Origin of the sequence: Streptomyces sp. C10-9-1 (genome assembly GCF_024497955.1) — a bacterium.
GTDB classification, from domain to species: Bacteria; Actinomycetota; Actinomycetes; order Streptomycetales; family Streptomycetaceae; genus Streptomyces; species Streptomyces sanyensis.
The window spans coordinates 1-17,930 of record NZ_JANHKP010000003.1; the positions used below are offsets into that span (position 1 = coordinate 1).

A 17,930-nucleotide genomic window follows, 5' to 3' on the forward strand; every position below is an offset into this window, starting at 1 on the left:
GGCGGGACTGCCTCAAAGGGGCCGCTCTCGCGTTTTCCTTTTCAGCGCAGCCGACTTTATCAGAGATTCTGAGTCGGAATTTCCCGCCCCGGCCCGGGCTGCCTCCCGCAGCACGTCGTGTGCGGGCGCCCCGTTCGAGCGGAGGTGACAACGTACTGGAGCGGGGCGCCCCGATGCAAATCGAGGCGCCCCGCTCCCGTGTGCGGCCCGACGGACCGTCAGACCTCCACCACCACGGGCAGGATCATCGGGCGTCGGCGGTAGGTGTCGGAGACCCACTTGCCGACCGTGCGGCGGACCAGCTGCTGGAGCTGATGGGGCTCGGCGACGCCGTCGGCTGCCGAACGTCCGATCGCCTCCTCGACCTTGGGAAGCACGGCGGAGAACGCCCCGTCGTCGATGCCGGAGCCCCGGGCGTGGATGTGCGGCCCTCCCACGACCTTGCCGGTGGTGCTGTCCACCACGACGAAGACCGAGATGATGCCCTCCTCCCCGAGGATGCGGCGGTCCTTGAGTGCGGGCTCGGTGACGTCACCGACGGAGAGCCCGTCGACGTACACGTAGCCCGCCTGGACCTTGCCGACGATCCGGGCCCTGCCGTCGACCAGGTCGACGACCACGCCGTCCTCGGCGATCACGATGTGGTCCTTGGGGACGCCGGTGAGCGCGCCGAGCTCGGCGTTGGCCCGCAGGTGGCGCCACTCGCCGTGGACCGGCATCAGGTTCCGCGGCTTGCAGATGTTGTAGAAGTACAGCAGCTCGCCGGCCGAGGCGTGGCCCGAGACGTGGACCTTCGCGTTGCCCTTGTGGACGACGTTCGCGCCCCACCGGGTGAGCCCGTTGATCACGCGGTAGACCGCGTTCTCGTTGCCCGGGATCAGGGACGAGGCCAGGATGACGGTGTCGCCCTGGACGATCCTGATCTGGTGGTCGCGGTTGGCCATCCGGGACAGGGCCGCCATCGGCTCGCCCTGGGAGCCGGTGCAGACCAGCACGACCTCGTCGTCCGGCAGGTCGTCGAGGGTCTTGACGTCCACGACCAGGCCGGCCGGGACGCGGAGGTAGCCGAGGTCGCGGGCGATGCCCATGTTGCGGACCATGGAGCGGCCGACGAAGGCCACCCTGCGCCCGTACTCGTGGGCCGCGTCGAGGATCTGCTGGATGCGGTGCACGTGACTCGCGAAGCTGGCCACGATGATGCGCTTCTGCGCGTTGGCGAACACCGTGCGCAGCACGTTGGAGATGTCGCGCTCCGGCGGGACGAAGCCCGGCACCTCCGCGTTGGTGGAGTCGGAGAGCAGCAGGTCGATGCCCTCCTCGCTGAGCCGTGCGAAGGCGTGCAGGTCCGTGAGGCGGCGGTCCAGCGGGAGCTGGTCCATCTTGAAGTCGCCGGTGTGCACGGCGAGGCCCGCGGGCGTGCGGATGGCCACGGCCAGGGCGTCCGGGATGGAGTGGTTGACCGCGATGAACTCGCAGTCGAAGGGCCCGATGCGCTCGCGGTGGCCCTCGGCCACTTCCAGCGTGTACGGGCGGATGCGGTGCTCCTGGAGCTTGGCCTCGATCAGGGCCAGGGTCAGCTTGGAGCCGATCAGCGGGATGTCCGGCTTCAGCCGGAGCAGGAACGGCACGCCGCCGATGTGGTCCTCGTGGCCGTGGGTGAGGACGATGCCCTCGATGTCGTCGAGGCGGTCCCGCAGGGTGGTGAAGTCCGGAAGGATCAGGTCGATACCGGGCTGCTCCTCCTCCGGGAAGAGCACGCCGCAGTCGACGATGAGCAGGCGGCCCTCGTACTCGAAGACCGTCATGTTGCGGCCGATCTCGCCGAGGCCGCCCAGGGGGGTGACGCGCAGGCCGCCCTTGGGCAGCTTCGGGGGCGCGCCGAGTTCGGGATGCGGATGACTCAAAAGACTCTCCTCACCATGTACGCCACGCACCGCGTGGGCACGTGGCGTACATGACATTCGTGCACGTGCTGTCGCCCGGCCTGCCGACCCGGGTGCAGGCACTCCGCCCTCGGGGCCGCGTCGGCCGGTTCCTTCTCTCTCGTGTGCAGCTCAGCTGCCGTTCTTCAGTTGTGAAGTCCTGGTGTCAGATGTGTACCCCGCCCGCGGCAAGGTCCAGCCTGAGCTGCTGGGTCTCCTCGGGGGAGAGCTCGACCAGCGGCAGGCGCAGGGGGCCGGCGGGCAGGCCCTGGAGGGACAGGGCCGCCTTCGTCGTGATGACGCCCTGGGTGCGGAACATGCCTGTGAAGACGGGGAGCAGCTTCTGGTGGATCTCCGTGGCCTTCTGGACGTCGCCGCCCCGGTGGGCGTCGACGAGGGCCCTCAGCTCCGGGGTCACCACATGGCCGACGACGGAAACGAAGCCGACGGCGCCGACCGAGAGCAGCGGCAGGTTCAGCATGTCGTCGCCGGAGTACCAGGCGAGGCCGCTGCGGGCGATGGCCCAGCTGGCCCGCCCGAGGTCGCCCTTGGCGTCCTTGTTGGCGACGATCCGCGGGTGGCTCGCAAGGCGCACGATCGTCTCGGTGTCGATCGGGACACCGCTGCGCCCGGGGATGTCGTAGAGCATCACGGGAAGTCCGGTGGAGTCCGCGATGGCCGTGAAGTGCCGGAACAGGCCCTCCTGAGGGGGCTTGTTGTAGTAGGGCGTCACGGCGAGCAGGCCGTGGGCGCCGGCGCGCTCGGCCGCGCGGGCGAGTTCGACGCTGTGGCGGGTGTCGTTGGTGCCGACGCCGGCGACGACGTGGGCGCGGTCTCCGACCGCCTCCAGCACGGCCCGTACGAGCTGGTCTTTCTCCGCGTCGCTGGTGGTGGGCGACTCCCCGGTGGTGCCGTTCACGACGAGGCCGTCGTTGCCGGTGTCCACCAGGTGGGCGGCCAGGCGCTGGGCGCCCGCGATGTCGAGTGCGCCGTCCGCCGTGAACGGCGTGACCATGGCGGTGAGGACCCGTCCGAAGGGGGTCTGCGGAGTGGAGATCGGAGCCATGGGTGACACGCTACTCGCTGCTCAGTGCGCGGTGTCCCCTCGGGGGACGTGACGTACGCCGTGGGATGGGGAACCCGGCACTGCCTGCTCGGGGGTTCAAGCAGTGCCGGGTCCGTTTGATCAGCCTAGATGAACTTCTCGAAACGCCGCAATACGGACACTTCACCTGGGTTACTCGTACATGAGTGCCCCGATCCGTCCCCTTGAGGGTCCGGCGGGCGCCGGCACCCCGCGGCGCGGGTCAGGGGGCGATACGGCCGTTGGCGTTGAAGGCCGCGTAGGTGAGCGGCATCAGCGCCGCCCAGTGCCGCTCCATCCGCTCGCCGACCATCTCGATCTCCCGCTGCGGGAACGAGGGCACCCGGGCGTCCTCGTGCTGCGTCCGCAGGCCGAGGAAGTGCATGAGCGAGCGGGCGTTGCAGGTGGCGTACATCGAGGAGTACATGCCGACGGGCAGCACCGAACGCGCCACCTCCCGGGCGACGCCCGCGTCGAGCATCTCCCGGTACGCCTCGTAGGCGTGCGCGTAGGCGTCCTCCATCGCCCGGCCCGTGAGCTCCTGCTGCGCCTGCGTCCCCTCGACGAAGGTGTACTTGCCCGGGCGGCCCTCCTGGACCAGCTTGCGCTCCGCGTCCGGGACGTAGAACACCGGCTCCAGCTGCCGGTAGCGGCCGGACTCCTCGTTGTACGACCAGCCCACCCGGTGCCGCATGAACTCGCGGAAGACGAAGATCGGGGCACTGATGAAGAAGGTCATCGAGTTGTGCTCGAAGGGGCTGCCGTGGCGGTCGCGCATCAGGTAGTTGATCAGGCCCTTGGAGCGCTCCGGGTCACGGGAAAGCTCGTCCAGGGACTGCTCGCCCGCGGTCGAGACCCGGGCCGCCCACAGCACGTCCGAGTCGCCGGCCGTGTGCTTCACCAGCTCGACCGTGACATCGCTGCGATAGGTCGGCTTGACGTCTGCGGGGGTTTCGGGCACGGGGAGTCCTTCCGGTGGTCGCGAGGGGCGGCGCTCACCTTAACGACGAGCGGCCGCTCGCGTTTCCCCAGGGTGGTCCTCCCCCTCCGGCGGGCCCCCGCGGCGGGCGCAGAACGCCGGGACGAAGGCCGGGACGGAAGAATCTCGCCGGAATCGGGCACCGAACGGCTCCCGGATGCGTCTTCAGAGACGACAGCGCCTGCTGCGGCGGTCCCCGCCCGCCGCACCGAACCGAGGAGATGTGCCCGATGTCCCTGCCCCGCCCCGCCGGTGGTGGCTCCAGCCCGGAAGCCGTACCCTTCGCGTTCGTCGCCGAGGCCGGCGCCTTCCGGAGCAATGTCGCTCCCCCTCCGCGGCGGCGGGCGAGCGCGGGCGAGCTGCTGGGTCGCGCGATGGTGGGGATGGCCGTCGTCGGGGGCATCGTCGGCGCCCTGCTGCTCGGGGTTCCCGCCCTGGACACGGAACGGGCGCCGGGGCAGACGCAGAGCTCGGAGGCCGCTCCGGGCCGCTGACGGCGCGCCCGGAGGCCCCGGGGGTGGTCCCCCACCAGCCGTCTCGATAGCCTCACCGGGCACAGTTCCATCGAGCGTGCTGGTGAGTGAGGATCCGCCGTGCCCCTGCCCTTCCTGACGGCCGACCGTGCATACGACGCGCAAACGGACGACGTCGCGCTGCCCTTCGACGACCACGACCAGTGGCGGCGGCCCTACCGGCCCGGTCCCTGGCGGGTCGGCACGGCGGCCGTGCTGCTGCTGCTCGCGTCCTTCGTGTTCATCGCCGGGATGATCATCGTCTTCGCGGGTGCCGTCACAGGCGCGTCGGTGTGCATGCTCCTCGGCCTCGCCCTCGTCGCCGGGGCCCTGCGCCTGCTCCGCGTGGGGACCTGGGTCAGCCGCCACGGCGTCCGCCGGGTCGGCTTCCTCACCACCACGACCCTCCCGTGGAACCGCACCACGGCCCTGCGCACCGTGCAGCAGCCGGTGCGCTGGCTGGGGCTGCCGCGGACGGTCCAGGGGCAGGCCCTGACGCTGGTGCGCCAGGGCGCGGACCCGCTGGTGCTGCTCACCGACCACAACGCGGACTTCCTCGCCCGGCTGGAGGCCTTCGACCGCGCGGCCGACACCGTCGAGGCGTGGGGCGCGGAGTACCGGGGCGCCTGACCGGCCGCCTCGTGTGTGCGGGGCCGACCCCTCTGAGAGGGGTCGGCCCCGCACACACGAGCGGCGGCGGGCGGCCGGTTCAGCCGGCTGCCGGACGGCCCCCGTGGAGGGCGATCGCGCGCTGCATCGCCCGGCGGGCCCGCGGGGTGTCCCGGGCGTCGTGGTAGGCCACGGCGAGCCGGAACCAGCAGCGCCAGTCGTCCGGGGAGTCCTCCGTCTCGGCCTTCCGGCGGGCGAACACCGCGTCGGCGGAGTCCCGGTCGATCCGGCCCCCCGCGGTGCGCACCAGCTCGTCGACCGGAAGCCCTCCCTCGGCCTCCAGCTCCGCCGCGAGCCGGTTGGCCCGGCGGACGAACTGCGTGTTCTTCCAGAGGAACCAGACGCCGATCAGCGGGATGACCAGCACGGCCACTCCGAAGGCGACCGTCAGCGGGGTCCCGTGCCGGATGAGCACGACGCCCCGGCCTCCGGCCAGCACGAAGTAGACGACCAGGACGGCCGCCGTGACGGCGTAGGTGATCTTCGCTCGCATGGCCGCCACCGGTCAGCCGAGGTCGAGGAAGTTCTCGAGGCCGAGGGTGAGGCCCGGAGCGGAGACGACGCGGCGCACGCCCAGCAGGACCCCCGGCATGAAGCTGCTGTGGTGCAGGGAGTCGTGGCGGATGGTGAGGGTCTCGCCCTCGCCCCCGAGCAGGACCTCCTGGTGCGCGAGGAGTCCGCGCAGCCGGACCGAGTGCACGGGCACGCCGTCCACGTCGGCACCGCGGGCCCCGTCCAGGGCGGTCACGGTGGCGTCCGGCTGAGGGGCGCAACCGGCGTCGGCCCGCGCCTGCGCGATCAGCCGGGCGGTGCGCGTGGCCGTGCCGGAGGGGGCGTCGGCCTTGTTCGGGTGGTGCAGCTCCACCACCTCCGCCGACTCGAAGTAGCGGGCGGCCTGCCGGGCGAACATCATGCTCAGGACCGCACCGATGGAGAAGTTCGGGGCGATGAGGACCCCCGTCTCCGGGGAGGCGTCGAGCGAGGTGCTCAGCTGGCCGAGCCGTTCGTCGGTCCAGCCCGTCGTCCCGACCACCGCGTGGATCCCGTGGCGCACGCAGAAGTCGAGGTTGCCCATCACCGACGCCGGGGTGGTCAGCTCCACGACGACCTGCGCCCCGGCGTCGACCAGGCTCTCCAGCCGGTCGCCCCGGCCGAGGGCGCCGACCAGCTCCATGTCCTCCGCGGCCTCCACGGCCCGGACGGCCTCCGAGCCGATACGGCCCTTGGCTCCGAGAACGGCCACGCGCAGCTTGCTCATCGACTACTTCCTCACGGGTTCACGGTTCACGGGTTCACGGCACGGGTCAGGCGACCGCGTCGTGCAGGCGGTCGGCCTGCCGGTCCTTCAGCGGGCCGATGACGGCCAGGGACGGACGGCGGCCCAGGACCTCACCGGCCACCGCGCGCACCTCGTCCGGGGTGACGGCGGATATCCGGGCGAGCATCTCGTCCACGGACATCTGGGAGCCCCAGCAGAGCTCGCTCTTGCCGATGCGGTTCATCAGCGCACCGGTGTCCTCCAGGCCGAGCACGGTCGAGCCGGACAGCTGGCCGACGGCCCGCGCGATCTCGTCGTCCGACAGGCCCTCGGCGGCCACCCGGTCGAGCTCCTCGCGGCAGATCTTCAGCACGTCGTGGACCTGGGCGGGACGGCAGCCCGCGTACACGCCGAACAGCCCGGTGTCGGCGAAGCCGGAGGTGTACGAGTAGACGCTGTAGGCGAGGCCCCGCTTCTCGCGCACCTCCTGGAACAGCCGGGAGGACATGCCGCCGCCCAGGGCCGCGTTCAGCACGCCGAGCGCCCACCGGCGCTCGTCGGTGCGGGCGAGGCCCGGCATGCCGAGGACCACGTGGGCCTGCTCGGTGCGGCGGCCCAGGTGCTCGATCCGCCCGGCGGTACGCAGCGCGCGGGTGCCGTCCCGGGGCGGGACGGGGAGGGCGTCGGAGCGGTCCAGGGCACCGGAGCGCTCGAAGGCCCGGCGGACCTGGCGGACCACGGCGGCGTGGTCGACGTTGCCCGCCGCGGCGACGACGAGGTGGGTCGGGTCGTAGTGCCTGCGGTAGAAGCGGCGGATGCGCTCCGCGGTCAGGGCGTTCACGGTCTCGACCGTCCCGAGGACGGGACGTCCGAGGGGCGAGTCGCCGAACATGGTCCGGGCGAAGAGGTCGTGGACGCAGTCGCCCGGGTCGTCCTCCGTCATCGCGATCTCTTCGAGGATCACGCCGCGCTCGGCGTCCACGTCCTCCTGCCGGATCAGCGAACCGGTGAGCATGTCGCACACCACGTCGATCGCGAGCGGGAGGTCGGTGTCGAGCACCCGCGCGTAGTAGCAGGTGTACTCCTTGGCGGTGAAGGCGTTCATCTCGCCGCCGACCGCGTCGACCGCGGCCGAGATGTCGAGCGCGGAGCGCCTCCCGGTGCCCTTGAACAGCAGGTGCTCGAGGTAGTGGGTGGCACCGCCGAGGGAGGGGGTCTCGTCGCGGGAGCCGACGTGGGCCCAGATGCCGAAGGTGGCCGAGCGCACCGAGGGCAGCGTCTCGGTGACCACGCGCAGCCCGCCGGGCAGGGTGGTGCGCCGGACGGTGCCGATGCCGTCCCGGCCCTTGAGCAGGGTTTGGGTACGGGCGACGGCCCGCGCCTCCGAGGAGGTGCGGGCCGTCGCTCGCGGACTACGGGACGTCACTGCTGGGCGTCGTCCTTCTTCTCGTCGTCCTCGCCCTCGATCACGGGGATGAGGGAGAGCTTGCCGCGGGAGTCGATCTCGGCGATCTCGACCTGGACCTTGGCGCCCACGGCGAGCACGTCCTCGACGTTCTCCACGCGCTTGCCGCCGGCCAGCTTGCGGATCTGCGAGATGTGCAGCAGGCCGTCCTTGCCCGGGAGCAGGGAGACGAACGCACCGAAGGTGGTGGTCTTGACGACCGTGCCCAGGTAGCGCTCGCCGACCTCCGGCATGGTCGGGTTGGCGATGCCGTTGATCGTGGCGCGGGCGGCCTCGGCGGCCGGGCCGTCGGCGGCACCGATGTAGATGGTGCCGTCGTCCTCGATCGTGATCTCGGCGCCGGTGTCCTCCTGGATCTGGTTGATCATCTTGCCCTTGGGGCCGATGACCTCGCCGATCTTGTCCACGGGGATCTTCACGGTGATGATCCGCGGGGCGTTGGGGGACATCTCGTCCGGGGTGTCGATCGCCTCCATCATCACGTCGAGGATGTGCAGGCGGGCGTCGCGGGCCTGCTTGAGGGCCGCGGCCAGGACGGAGGCCGGGATGCCGTCCAGCTTGGTGTCGAGCTGGAGGGCGGTGACGAACTCCTTGGTGCCGGCGACCTTGAAGTCCATGTCGCCGAAGGCGTCCTCGGCCCCGAGGATGTCGGTGAGCGTCACGTAGTGCGTCTCGCCCTCGATCTCCTGGGAGATCAGGCCCATGGCGATACCGGCGACGGGGGCCTTGAGCGGCACACCGGCGTTCAGCAGCGACATCGTGGAGGCGCAGACCGAGCCCATCGAGGTCGAGCCGTTGGAGCTCAGCGCCTCGGAGACCTGGCGGATCGCGTAGGGGAACTCCTCGCGGGTCGGGAGCACCGGCGTCAGGGCGCGCTCGGCGAGGGCGCCGTGGCCGATCTCGCGGCGCTTGGGGGACCCGACGCGGCCGGTCTCGCCGGTGGAGTACGGCGGGAAGTTGTAGTTGTGCATGTAGCGCTTGCGGGTCACCGGGGAGAGGGTGTCCAGCTGCTGCTCCATGCGGAGCATGTTGAGGGTGGTGACGCCCAGGATCTGGGTCTCGCCGCGCTCGAACAGGGCGGAGCCGTGGACCCGCGGGATGGCCTCGACCTCGGCGGCCAGGGTGCGGATGTCGGTGACACCGCGGCCGTCGATGCGGACCTTGTCCTTGATCACGCGCTCGCGGACCAGGGCCTTCGTCAGGGAGCGGTAGGCGGCGGAGATCTCCTTCTCGCGGCCCTCGAAGGCCGGGAGGAGCTTCTCGCCGGCCAGCGCCTTGACGCGGTCCAGCTCGGTCTCGCGCTCCTGCTTGCCGGCGATGGTCAGCGCCTGGGCGAGCTCGCCCCTGACCGCGTCGGACAGGGCGGCGTAGACGTCGTCCTCGTAGTCGAGGAAGATCGGGAACTCGCCCTCGGGCTTGGCGGCCTTGGCGGCGAGGTCCGACTGGGCCTTGCACAGGACCTTGATGAAGGGCTTGGCGGCCTCCAGACCGGCGGCCACGATCTCCTCGGTCGGCGCCTCGGCGCCGCCCTTGACGAGCTCGATGGTCTTCTCGGTGGCCTCGGCCTCGACCATCATGATCGCGACGTCGCCGTCCTCCAGGACGCGGCCCGCGACGACCATGTCGAAGACGGCGTCCTCGAGCTCGGTGTGCGTCGGGAAGGCGACCCACTGGCCCTTGATCAGCGCCACGCGGGTGCCGCCGATCGGGCCGGAGAAGGGCAGGCCGGCGAGCTGCGTGGAGCAGGAGGCGGCGTTGATCGCGACCACGTCGTAGAGGTGGTCGGGGTTGAGCGCCATGATCGTCTCGACGACCTGGATCTCGTTGCGCAGGCCCTTCTTGAAGGAGGGGCGCAGCGGGCGGTCGATCAGGCGGCAGGTGAGGATCGCGTCCTCGGAGGGGCGGCCCTCCCGGCGGAAGAAGGAGCCGGGGATCTTGCCGGCCGCGTACATCCGCTCCTCGACGTCCACCGTGAGCGGGAAGAAGTCGAGCTGGTCCTTGGGCTTCTTGGAAGCGGTGGTGGCCGACAGCACCATGGTGTCGTCGTCCAGGTACGCCACGGCGGAACCGGCGGCCTGGCGGGCGAGCCGGCCGGTCTCGAAGCGGATGGTGCGGGTGCCGAAGGCGCCGTTGTCGATGACGGCCTCGGCGTAGTGGGTCTCGTTCTCCACTAGCGGTTTCTCCTACGTTTCGTCTTTGCGTTCCGGCGCCCGTGTGGAGCCGGACCGGTGGAGGAGAAGCACGCCCTGTGTGCGGGCCGGTCTTCGATCGAAGCACCCGGACTGGTGTGTCGCGTATGTCCGGGGGCCACTACCGAGGACCGGCGGCGGGCAGGCGGCTTCCCTCCTGTGTCGCTGGTGCGTTTGTGACCAGACTAGTTGCCGTACGGCCGGTCGCGCACGCACAGGCGGGCGCGGCGGCGGTGCGGCGGCCGCCCCGAGGGGGGTCGGAGCGGGGTACGGGCCGTGCCGGAACAGGGCGGGAGCCCCGTTCCCGGCGGTGCGGCGAAGACGGCCGCGGGCCGGTACGGCGAAGGGAGCGGCTCCCGACTGCGGGAACCGCTCCCTTGCGAGCGCGTTACTTGGCGCCGGCCGCACCACGGCGGATGCCGAGGCGGTCGACCAGCGTACGGAAGCGCTGGATGTCCTTCTTGGCCAGGTACTGCAGCAGACGGCGGCGCTGGCCGACCAGGATCAGCAGACCACGGCGGGAGTGGTGGTCGTGCTTGTGGGTCTTGAGGTGCTCGGTCAGGTCCGAGATGCGGCGCGAGAGCATGGCGACCTGGACCTCGGGGGAGCCGGTGTCGCCCTCCTTGGTGCCGAACTCGCTGATGATCTGCTTCTTCGTGGCGGCGTCGAGAGACACTCGGTACTCCTCTTGGTGTGCGATGCGCCCGCGAGTGCCCCTGGTCTCTTTCTCAGGGGAGCTTCCGTGACTCGGAGGCGGAGGTCCGATGGGCGCCGCCCCCGGGGAACCGGGGAGCGCGCACACATACGGCCACCGGACACCCTACCAGGCGGTTCAGGAGGTCAGTGCGCGGATGGAGTGGTAGACGCCGAAGACCGCCAGGCACAGCGGGATCAGCGTGAGCAGGACGAAGCTCTCGGCGATCTCCAGGAAGCGGCCCCAGAAGGGGGTCACTCCCTTGCGCGGGACGATCAGGCCGATGGCCGTCAGCGCCGCGGCGACGGCGGCGACCGCGGCCGACAGCCAGATGGTGCGGACGTCGAGGGCCGCGCCCTGCCCCCGCAGGGCGTCGTGCACCATCTCGGCGGGCGGGTTCAGCGCGAGACCGGTGCCGAGCAGGAGCAGCGCGCCGAGTCCCGCGGCCAGGGCGCAGGCGACCTGTGCGGTGTAGCGGAAGAGGTGGGCGCGCATCAGCATCGCGACGCCGGTGGAGAAGGCGAGCAGCCGGGCCCAGACGTCGTCCGAGAACCCCAGCACCGCGGCGGCGCCGACCGCGGTGAGGGCGCAGCCCCCGACGAGGCCGACCAGCAGCTCGTGGCCGCGGCGCGCCTGTGCGCCGATGCGCTCGGCGTCCACCGGCCCGGACGGCTCGGGGTCGGGGTCGCCGCCGACGCCCGTGCGGGGCGGGTCGAAGCCGATCGGCAGCCGGGCGAAGCGCGTGGAGAGCCCGGGCAGGAAGGCGAGGGCCCCGACGGCGACGGGGGCGCAGAGCGCGGCGGCCTCGGAGGGGGTGAGCTCGGCCAGGACGGCGGTGAAGGTGGCACCCATGCCCAGGGCGGCGGCGAGGGCGAAGGCGACGAAGGGCCCGTCCCCGGCGGGTGCCACGAAGGTGAGCACGACGGCCCAGAGCAGGACGGCGGCACAGGCCAGCAGGAACTGGAGCCTGCCGACGCCCTCGCCCGCCCCGGGTGGCAGCAGTCCGGAGCCGCCGACGGCGGCGTTCGCCATCGCGCCGATGCCCACGGCCACGGCGGACGCACGGTCGTCGTAGACCCGGGCGCGGGTGCAGGCCAGCGCGAGGAGCAGCACGGCGGCGACGCCGGCGAGGATGCCGGGCAGCCCGTGCATGTCGTGGCGCGGGTCCGCGGACCAGAGGACGAAGGCGAGCAGCACGAGCAGGGCGGAGCCCGCGAGGAGTCCCGCGCCGCGCATCAGGGCGTCCGACCACAGGGTGCGGTCGCGCGCCACGGCGGAGGCGACGGCGTCGGAGACGTCGTCGAAGACCGCCGGGGCCAGGGACTCGGCGAAGGGGCGCAGGGACAGCAGCTCCCCGTCGAGGATGCGCTGGTGCGCGAGGGAGCGGCCGCCTTCCAGGACCGTGCCGTCGCGGCGCACCAGGTGGTAGCCGACCGGGGCGCCCTCGGCCGGGGTCTGGCCGGACAGGCGGAGGATCTCCGGGTACAGGTCGGCGACGGCGATGTCGTCGGGCAGGGCGACGTCCACCCGGCCGTCGGGTGCGACGACGGTGACGCGGCAGAATCCGGTGCCGCCGCCGGTCACGGTCACGGCGGCCGCCTGACCGGTGCCGGCGGCCGGCGCTGAGGCCGTCATGCTCACGTACTGCTCCCCCTCGTGGTGATCTGGCCTGCTGGTGGGGCCTGTTCGGCGCGGGCGCTCCCAATGACCCTTTTTGCAGTAGTTCACCGGAACGCAAAGAACGCCGCGCCACCCTACCCCTCAGCCGCGCGGCACCGCGCAAGTAGGATCCCTCACCGCGGGCGGAAGCCGTCGCCACGGGGGCGCCGATAGGAACATTCCGCCCGGCAACGGGAATTGGTGAGCTGTGAGTCAGATCGTCGTCAAGCGCCCACCACGGGCGCTGCCGTCCGAAGTACCCAGTGAGCAGGTGCTGCTGCAACCGCCGCCGGAGCTTCCCCGCGGCCAGCAGGAGGGCGCGCTGATGCAGCTCCTGCCGATGCTCGGCATGGGCGGCTCGGTCGTGTTCTTCTTCATGACGCCCAATCCCGTGATGCGCATCATGGGCATGGTCATGATCGCGTCCACGGTGGCCATGGCCATCGCCATGCTGGTGCGCTACCGGCGGGGGACCCAGGGGCAGTTGGCGGACTTGCGCCGGGACTACCTCAAGTACCTGACGCAGACGCGGCGTGCCGTGCTGCGCACGGCGCACCGGCAGCGCGACGCACAGTTCTACCTGCACCCTTCGCCGGAGCAACTGTGGGCGCTGGTGGCCGAGGGCAGCCGGCTCTGGGAGCGCCGGACCGGGGACGACGACTTCGCGCAGGTGCGCGTCGGCCTCGGCAGCCAGCAGCTCGCGACGCCGCTGGTGGCGCCGGACACCGCCCCCGTCGACGAGTTGGAGCCGCTGACCGCGGGCGCCATGCGGCAGTTCCTGGCGGCCCACGGCACCGTCGACGACCTCCCCATGGCGCTCTCGCTGCGGGCCTTCTACCAGGTGGCCGTCGGCGGCGAGCGGGATGCGGCCCGTGCCACGGTGCGGGCCATGGTCGGCTCCCTGGCCGCGCTGCACTCCCCCGAGGACCTGGTCGTCGCGGTGGGCGCGGGCCCCGAGGCGGCGGCGCACTGGGAGTGGGCCAAGTGGCTCCCGCACAGCCAGGACGGCGGGCCGGGCGACGGCGCCGGCACCCGGCGGCTGATCGCCACCGACCCGCACGCGCTGGAGGACCTGCTGGCGGTCCGTCTGGAGGGGCGGCCGCGCTTCCAGGGCGCCGAGCACCCGCTGCTGGACCAGCCGCACATCGTGGTCGTGCTCGACGGCCTGTCCGTTCCGCCGACCTCGGCGCTGGCCTCGCCGGAGGGACTCCAGGGCGTGACCCTGGTGGAACTGGTGCCCGGTGAGGCGGCGCAGCAGCGCGGCGGGCTCAGCGTCACCGTCCGTCCGGGGCTGCTGCGGCTGGAGTCCGGCCACGGCTTCGTCTACGACGGGACCCCGGACCAGCTCGGCCCCGAGGCCGCCGAGGCGCTCGCGCGCCAGCTGGCTCCGCTGCGCGCCGGCGGAGGCTCCGACGACGACGAACCCCTGCTCGCCAACCTGGACTTCACGGACCTGCTGAACCTCGGCGACGCCGCCTCCGTGGACGTCGGGCGGACCTGGCGGCCGCGCTCGCAGTCGGAGCGGCTGCGGGTGCCGATCGGTGTCGGCGAGGGCGGCTCCCCGGTGATGCTGGACCTGAAGGAGGCCGCGCAGGAGGGCATGGGCCCGCACGGCCTGTGCGTCGGGGCGACGGGTTCGGGCAAGTCGGAGCTGCTGCGCACGCTGGTCCTCGGGCTGGCCGTGACCCACTCGTCCGAGACGCTCAACTTCGTACTCGCGGACTTCAAGGGCGGCGCGACGTTCGCCGGCATGTCCCAGATGCCGCACGTCGCGGCCGTCATCACCAACCTCGCCGACGACCTGACGCTGGTCGACCGCATGGGCGACTCCATCCGGGGCGAGCTCAACCGCCGCCAGGAGATGCTGCGGGACGCGGGCAACTACGCCAACATCCACGACTACGAGAAGGCGCGTGCCGCCGGGGCGGCGCTCCAGCCGATCCCCTCGCTGGTCCTGGTGATCGACGAGTTCAGCGAACTGCTCACCGCCAAGCCCGACTTCATCGAGATGTTCGTGCAGATCGGCCGGATCGGCCGGTCCCTCGGCGTGCACCTGCTGCTGGCCTCCCAGCGGCTGGAGGAGGGGCGGTTGCGGGGTCTGGAGACCTACCTGTCCTACCGGATCGGTCTGCGCACCTTCTCGGCCGCCGAGTCGCGCGCCGCGATCGGCGTGCCGGACGCCTACCAGCTCCCGAACGTCCCCGGCTCCGGCTTCCTGAAGTACGGCACCGACGAGATGGTGCGCTTCAAGGCCGCCTATGTCTCGGGGGTGTACCGGAGCGGCCGGCACACGGCCGGCACCGGCGGCCCCCGTCCGGTCGACCGGCGGCCCGCGCTGTTCACCGCCGCACCGGTCCCGGTGCGGTACGTGCAGCAGGAGCAGCGGGCGGAGGTGCCGCAGGCGCGCACCTCCGAGGACGACGCCCTCGCCGACTCCGTGCTCGACGTCATCGTCCGCAGGCTGGAGGGCCGCGGCGTGGAGGCGCACCAGGTCTGGCTGCCCCCGCTGGACAACCCGCCGCCGCTGGACGAGCTCCTGCCGGGGCTCACCGCCGTGGAGGGGCGCGGCCTGACCCAGCCCGGGTACGAGGGCGCGGGCCGGCTCGTGGTCCCGCTGGGCGTGGTGGACAAGCCCTTCGAGCAGCGGCGCGACGTGCTCCTGCGGGACTTCTCGGGCGCCGCCGGGCACATGCAGATCATCGGCGGACCGCAGTCGGGCAAGTCCACGCTGCTGCGGACGCTGATCGCCGCCTTCGCCCTCACCCACACCCCGCAGGAGGTCCAGTTCTACGGGCTGGACTTCGGCGGCGGCGGCCTGTCCTCGGTGGCGGGCCTGCCGCACGTCGGCGGCGTGGCATCCCGGCTGGACCCCGAGCGGGTGCGGCGGACGGTCGCCGAGGTGTACGGCATCATGAACGCCCGCGAGGAGTACTTCCGCAGCGCGGGGATCGACTCCATCGCCACCTACCGCAGGCTCCGCGCCCGCGGGGAGATCTCGGCCGCGGAGCAGCCCTGGGGGGACGTCTTCCTGGTCGTCGACGGCTGGGGCAGCTTCCGCGCCGACTACGAGGGGCTGGAGCACGCGGTCCTCGACATGGCCTCCCGCGGTCTCGGCTACGGCATCCACGTGGTGCTCACGGCCTCCCGCTCCATGGAGGTCCGCTCCAACATCAAGGACCACCTCATGAACCGGCTGGAGCTGCGGCTCGGCGACGTCATGGACTCCGAGGTGGACCGCAAGATCGCGGTGAACGTGCCGAGCGGGGTGCCCGGGCGCGGCCTCGTACCGGAGAAGCTGCACTTCATGGCCGCGGTACCGCGGATCGACTCGATCAGCTCGGACAGCGACCTGTCCGAGGCCACCGCGGCGATGGCGCAGGAGGTCGGGCGGCACTGGACCGGGGCCGGGGCCCCGCAGGTGCGGCTGCTGCCGCGGGAGCTGCCCGCGCACCGGCTGCCCGCCGGCCACGCCGAGCCGCGGCGCGGGGTGGCGTTCGGTATCGACGAGAACGCCCTGGAGCCGGTGTTCGTCGACTTCGACCGGGACCCGTTCCTCCTGGTGTTCGGCGAGAGCGAGTCCGGCAAGTCGAACCTGCTGCGGCTGCTCATCAAGCAGGTGACGGAGCGCTACGACGGCGCCGCGGCCAAGTTCTTCGTGATCGACAACCGCCGTGCGCTGCTGGACGTCACCCCCGCCACCCACCTGGCGGAGTACGTGCCGATGTCCAACGCCATGGACCACCACGTGGACGCGCTGGCGGAGCTGATGCAGCGGCGCACGCCGTCGGCCGACGTCACGGCCCAGCAGCTGCGCGACCGCAGCTGGTGGACGGGCCCGTCGGTCTTCGTGGTCGTCGACGACTACGACCTGGTCTCGACGTCGAGCGGCAACCCGCTCGCCCGGCTGACCGAGCACCTGCCGTTCGCGCGGGACGTGGGTGTCCGCTTCATCATCGCCCGCAGCAGCGCGGGCGTGAGCCGGGCCGCGTACGAGCCGTTCATGCAGCGGATGACGGAGCTGGGCGCTCAGGGCGTGCTGCTGTCCGGCGACCCGCACGAGGGTGACGTCCTCGGCGCCCGGATGCGGCCGATGCCGCCGGGCCGGGGCGTCTTCGTCTCCCGGCAGCGGGGCAACCCGCTGGTCCAGACGGGGTGGCTGGGCGACCCCGAGTGAGCACGAACGCCCCGCCTCCCCGGTCCGGGGAGGCGGGGCGTTCGTGCTGCCGCCGCGGAGCGGCCGCCCGGCACCGGGGCCGGCTCCCGCGGGCAGACGCCCCGGGAACGGCTCGGGGTGGGCACCCCTCGCGCGTGCCCACCCCTGGTCGCCGCCGTGCGGCGTACCGCCCGTCGCGCTCAGGCGAAGTAGCTGGCGGCCTTCTTGTCGCCGCCCATGTAGTCGCCGCCCGCGTTGGCGACGACCTGGGCGATCTGGGTCAGGGCCCGGTGGATGTCCTCGGCCTCCTTGTCCCACTTCGCCTGCTGCTCGACGTAGAAGGTGTGCGCCTCACCCTCCCAGCCCGCGGCGACGCTGGCCACGGCCGTCTTGATGGACCGCAGGTCCTCCTCCAGGCGCTTGGCCTGGTTGCCGAGGACAGTGGCGGTGGCGTCGAGAGCGCCGTACTTGACGACGAGCTCGTCGCTCGAGTGCATTCCCATGGTTACCTCTTCCGTCTTCTCGTGGTGTCCGGCCGGCTCCCGCGACGGGACCGCAGGCCGGCTCCGGCCGGCCCCGTCGGCCGGCGGGACCGGGCCCCGTGGGGGGTCTCGGCTCCCCGGCCGGGACTACAGGCCGGCCAGGCTCGACTTCGGCGCGCCGTCGTTGACGTTGATGGCCTGCACGGCGGCGCGGACGTCGTCCTCGGTACCCGCCTTGATCTTGCGCGTCGCGTTCATCGCCTCGAGGTACTTGGCGAGGATGTTGCCGATGTTCACCATCGAGGTGTTGATCTCGTACTGCTTCTTGTCGAAGGCACCGGCTCCGATGCCCTTCCACTGGCCTTCGAGGCTGTCGATCGTGCCCTGGATCTGGTGGAGCTGACCCTTGATCGAGTTGAACTTCTCCAGGATCTGCTTCTCCAGTGCGATGAGTTGCTCATCGGAAAGCTTCTGGCCCTGCGACACGGTGGTGGTTTCCTTTCTGAACTGCCGTTCCTGCTGGCTGTGCTGCCGGGGGGTTCGTGCGCCCGGCCGCCGGCGGGGTCACGCTCCGGAGCGGGATCCGCTCCGGGCGGCCGGGCGCGGCGCCGGGCCGCCCCCGGTGCGCTCCGCGGCGCCGGGGGGCGGGGCCGGGGGTCCCGCGAGGGCCGCGCCCGCCGCAGGGGCGCCGGGCGCCGCCGGCGCGACGGTCCCGCGCGGGTACCCGGGGGACGCAGCGGCCTCCCCCGTCACCGTCAGCTCGGACATGAGCCGTTCCTCCCCGTTTGCTACCGTCGTCCTGCGTTGCGATCGTGGTAGCCCGCCGCCCTCCGGCGGCGTCCCGCCTCACTCTAGCCTCTGCTG

General features: G+C 72.1%; 14 protein-coding genes. 3 read left to right on the forward strand and 11 right to left on the reverse strand.

The genetic code is table 11. The features are described from left to right. Positions 1-218: 218 nt before the first annotated feature. The 3 genes from NPS70_RS04585 to thyX form a co-directional block, all read right to left on the reverse strand. Entirely contained in the window at positions 219-1,904 is a 1,686-nt protein-coding gene (locus tag NPS70_RS04585) for a ribonuclease J (protein ID WP_256522708.1), read from the reverse strand. A 184-nt stretch (positions 1,905-2,088) separates the two neighbouring features. Continuing rightward, positions 2,089-2,988 (reverse strand): 4-hydroxy-tetrahydrodipicolinate synthase, encoded by a 900-nt coding sequence (gene dapA, locus NPS70_RS04590; RefSeq protein WP_256522709.1) that lies wholly within the window; start codon positions 2,986-2,988, stop codon positions 2,089-2,091. A gap of 241 nt (positions 2,989-3,229) precedes the next feature. Then, positions 3,230-3,967, reverse strand: a complete 738-nt coding sequence (gene thyX, locus NPS70_RS04595) for an FAD-dependent thymidylate synthase (protein ID WP_256522710.1) — start codon at positions 3,965-3,967, stop codon at positions 3,230-3,232. Positions 3,968-4,215: 248 nt separating this feature from the next. Between thyX and NPS70_RS04600 the strand changes: the two genes are divergently transcribed. Further along, positions 4,216-4,479 carry a hypothetical protein gene (locus tag NPS70_RS04600; protein ID WP_256522712.1) on the forward strand — a complete coding sequence of 88 codons (264 nt, stop codon included), beginning with the start codon at positions 4,216-4,218 and terminating at the stop codon, positions 4,477-4,479. A 99-nt stretch (positions 4,480-4,578) separates the two neighbouring features. Then, complete coding sequence (locus NPS70_RS04605; protein ID WP_256522713.1) at positions 4,579-5,127, forward strand: hypothetical protein; 549 nt, start codon at positions 4,579-4,581, stop codon at positions 5,125-5,127. 79 nt (positions 5,128-5,206) lie between these two features. Here the strand turns inward: NPS70_RS04605 and NPS70_RS04610 are convergent, their stop codons facing one another. The 6 genes from NPS70_RS04610 to eccD form a co-directional block, all read right to left on the reverse strand. Continuing rightward, on the reverse strand, positions 5,207-5,659 hold the full coding sequence (locus tag NPS70_RS04610) for a hypothetical protein (RefSeq protein WP_256522714.1): 453 nt from the start codon (positions 5,657-5,659) through the stop codon (positions 5,207-5,209). 12 nt (positions 5,660-5,671) lie between these two features. Then, on the reverse strand, positions 5,672-6,424 hold the full coding sequence (gene dapB / locus NPS70_RS04615) for a 4-hydroxy-tetrahydrodipicolinate reductase (RefSeq protein ID WP_256522715.1): 753 nt from the start codon (positions 6,422-6,424) through the stop codon (positions 5,672-5,674). A gap of 46 nt (positions 6,425-6,470) precedes the next feature. Continuing rightward, positions 6,471-7,850, reverse strand: a complete 1,380-nt coding sequence (locus tag NPS70_RS04620; RefSeq protein WP_256522716.1) for a pitrilysin family protein — start codon at positions 7,848-7,850, stop codon at positions 6,471-6,473. Then, entirely contained in the window at positions 7,847-10,060 is a 2,214-nt protein-coding gene (locus NPS70_RS04625; RefSeq protein ID WP_256522717.1) for a polyribonucleotide nucleotidyltransferase, read from the reverse strand. The genes NPS70_RS04620 and NPS70_RS04625 overlap by 4 nt, the downstream gene beginning before the upstream one ends. 406 nt (positions 10,061-10,466) lie before the next feature. Next, the gene (gene rpsO / locus NPS70_RS04630; protein ID WP_033529274.1) at positions 10,467-10,754 is read right to left on the reverse strand and encodes a 30S ribosomal protein S15; all 288 of its coding nucleotides are present in this window, start codon (positions 10,752-10,754) and stop codon (positions 10,467-10,469) included. Between the two features lie 156 nt (positions 10,755-10,910). Beyond that, positions 10,911-12,407 (reverse strand): type VII secretion integral membrane protein EccD, encoded by a 1,497-nt coding sequence (gene eccD / locus NPS70_RS04635; RefSeq protein WP_256522718.1) that lies wholly within the window; start codon positions 12,405-12,407, stop codon positions 10,911-10,913. 232 nt (positions 12,408-12,639) lie between these two features. Between eccD and eccCa the strand changes: the two genes are divergently transcribed. Beyond that, a complete protein-coding gene (gene eccCa, locus NPS70_RS04640) occupies positions 12,640-16,605 on the forward strand; it encodes a type VII secretion protein EccCa (RefSeq protein ID WP_256522719.1) in 3,966 nt (1,321 codons plus the stop codon). A gap of 179 nt (positions 16,606-16,784) precedes the next feature. Here eccCa and NPS70_RS04645 read toward each other — a convergent pair whose 3' ends face one another. After that, positions 16,785-17,087, reverse strand: a complete 303-nt coding sequence (locus NPS70_RS04645) for a WXG100 family type VII secretion target (protein ID WP_256522720.1) — start codon at positions 17,085-17,087, stop codon at positions 16,785-16,787. 126 nt (positions 17,088-17,213) lie between these two features. Continuing rightward, positions 17,214-17,552: a WXG100 family type VII secretion target gene (locus NPS70_RS04650; RefSeq protein WP_256522721.1), complete on the reverse strand. Its 339-nt coding sequence runs from the start codon at positions 17,550-17,552 to the stop codon at positions 17,214-17,216. Positions 17,553-17,930: the final 378 nt, after the last annotated feature.

What these genes read in the sequence shown, in the direction of transcription:
- NPS70_RS04610 (WP_256522714.1), bottom strand. Translation starts at nt 5,659, where the DNA reads ATGCGAGCGAAGATCACCTACGCCGTCACGGCGGCCGTCCTGGTCGTC.
- dapB (WP_256522715.1), bottom strand. Translation starts at nt 6,424, where the DNA reads ATGAGCAAGCTGCGCGTGGCCGTTCTCGGAGCCAAGGGCCGTATCGGC.
- NPS70_RS04600 (WP_256522712.1), top strand. Translation starts at nt 4,216, where the DNA reads ATGTCCCTGCCCCGCCCCGCCGGTGGTGGCTCCAGCCCGGAAGCCGTA.
- NPS70_RS04645 (WP_256522720.1), bottom strand. Translation starts at nt 17,087, where the DNA reads ATGGGAATGCACTCGAGCGACGAGCTCGTCGTCAAGTACGGCGCTCTC.
- eccD (WP_256522718.1), bottom strand. Translation starts at nt 12,407, where the DNA reads ATGACGGCCTCAGCGCCGGCCGCCGGCACCGGTCAGGCGGCCGCCGTG.
- dapA (WP_256522709.1), bottom strand. Translation starts at nt 2,988, where the DNA reads ATGGCTCCGATCTCCACTCCGCAGACCCCCTTCGGACGGGTCCTCACC.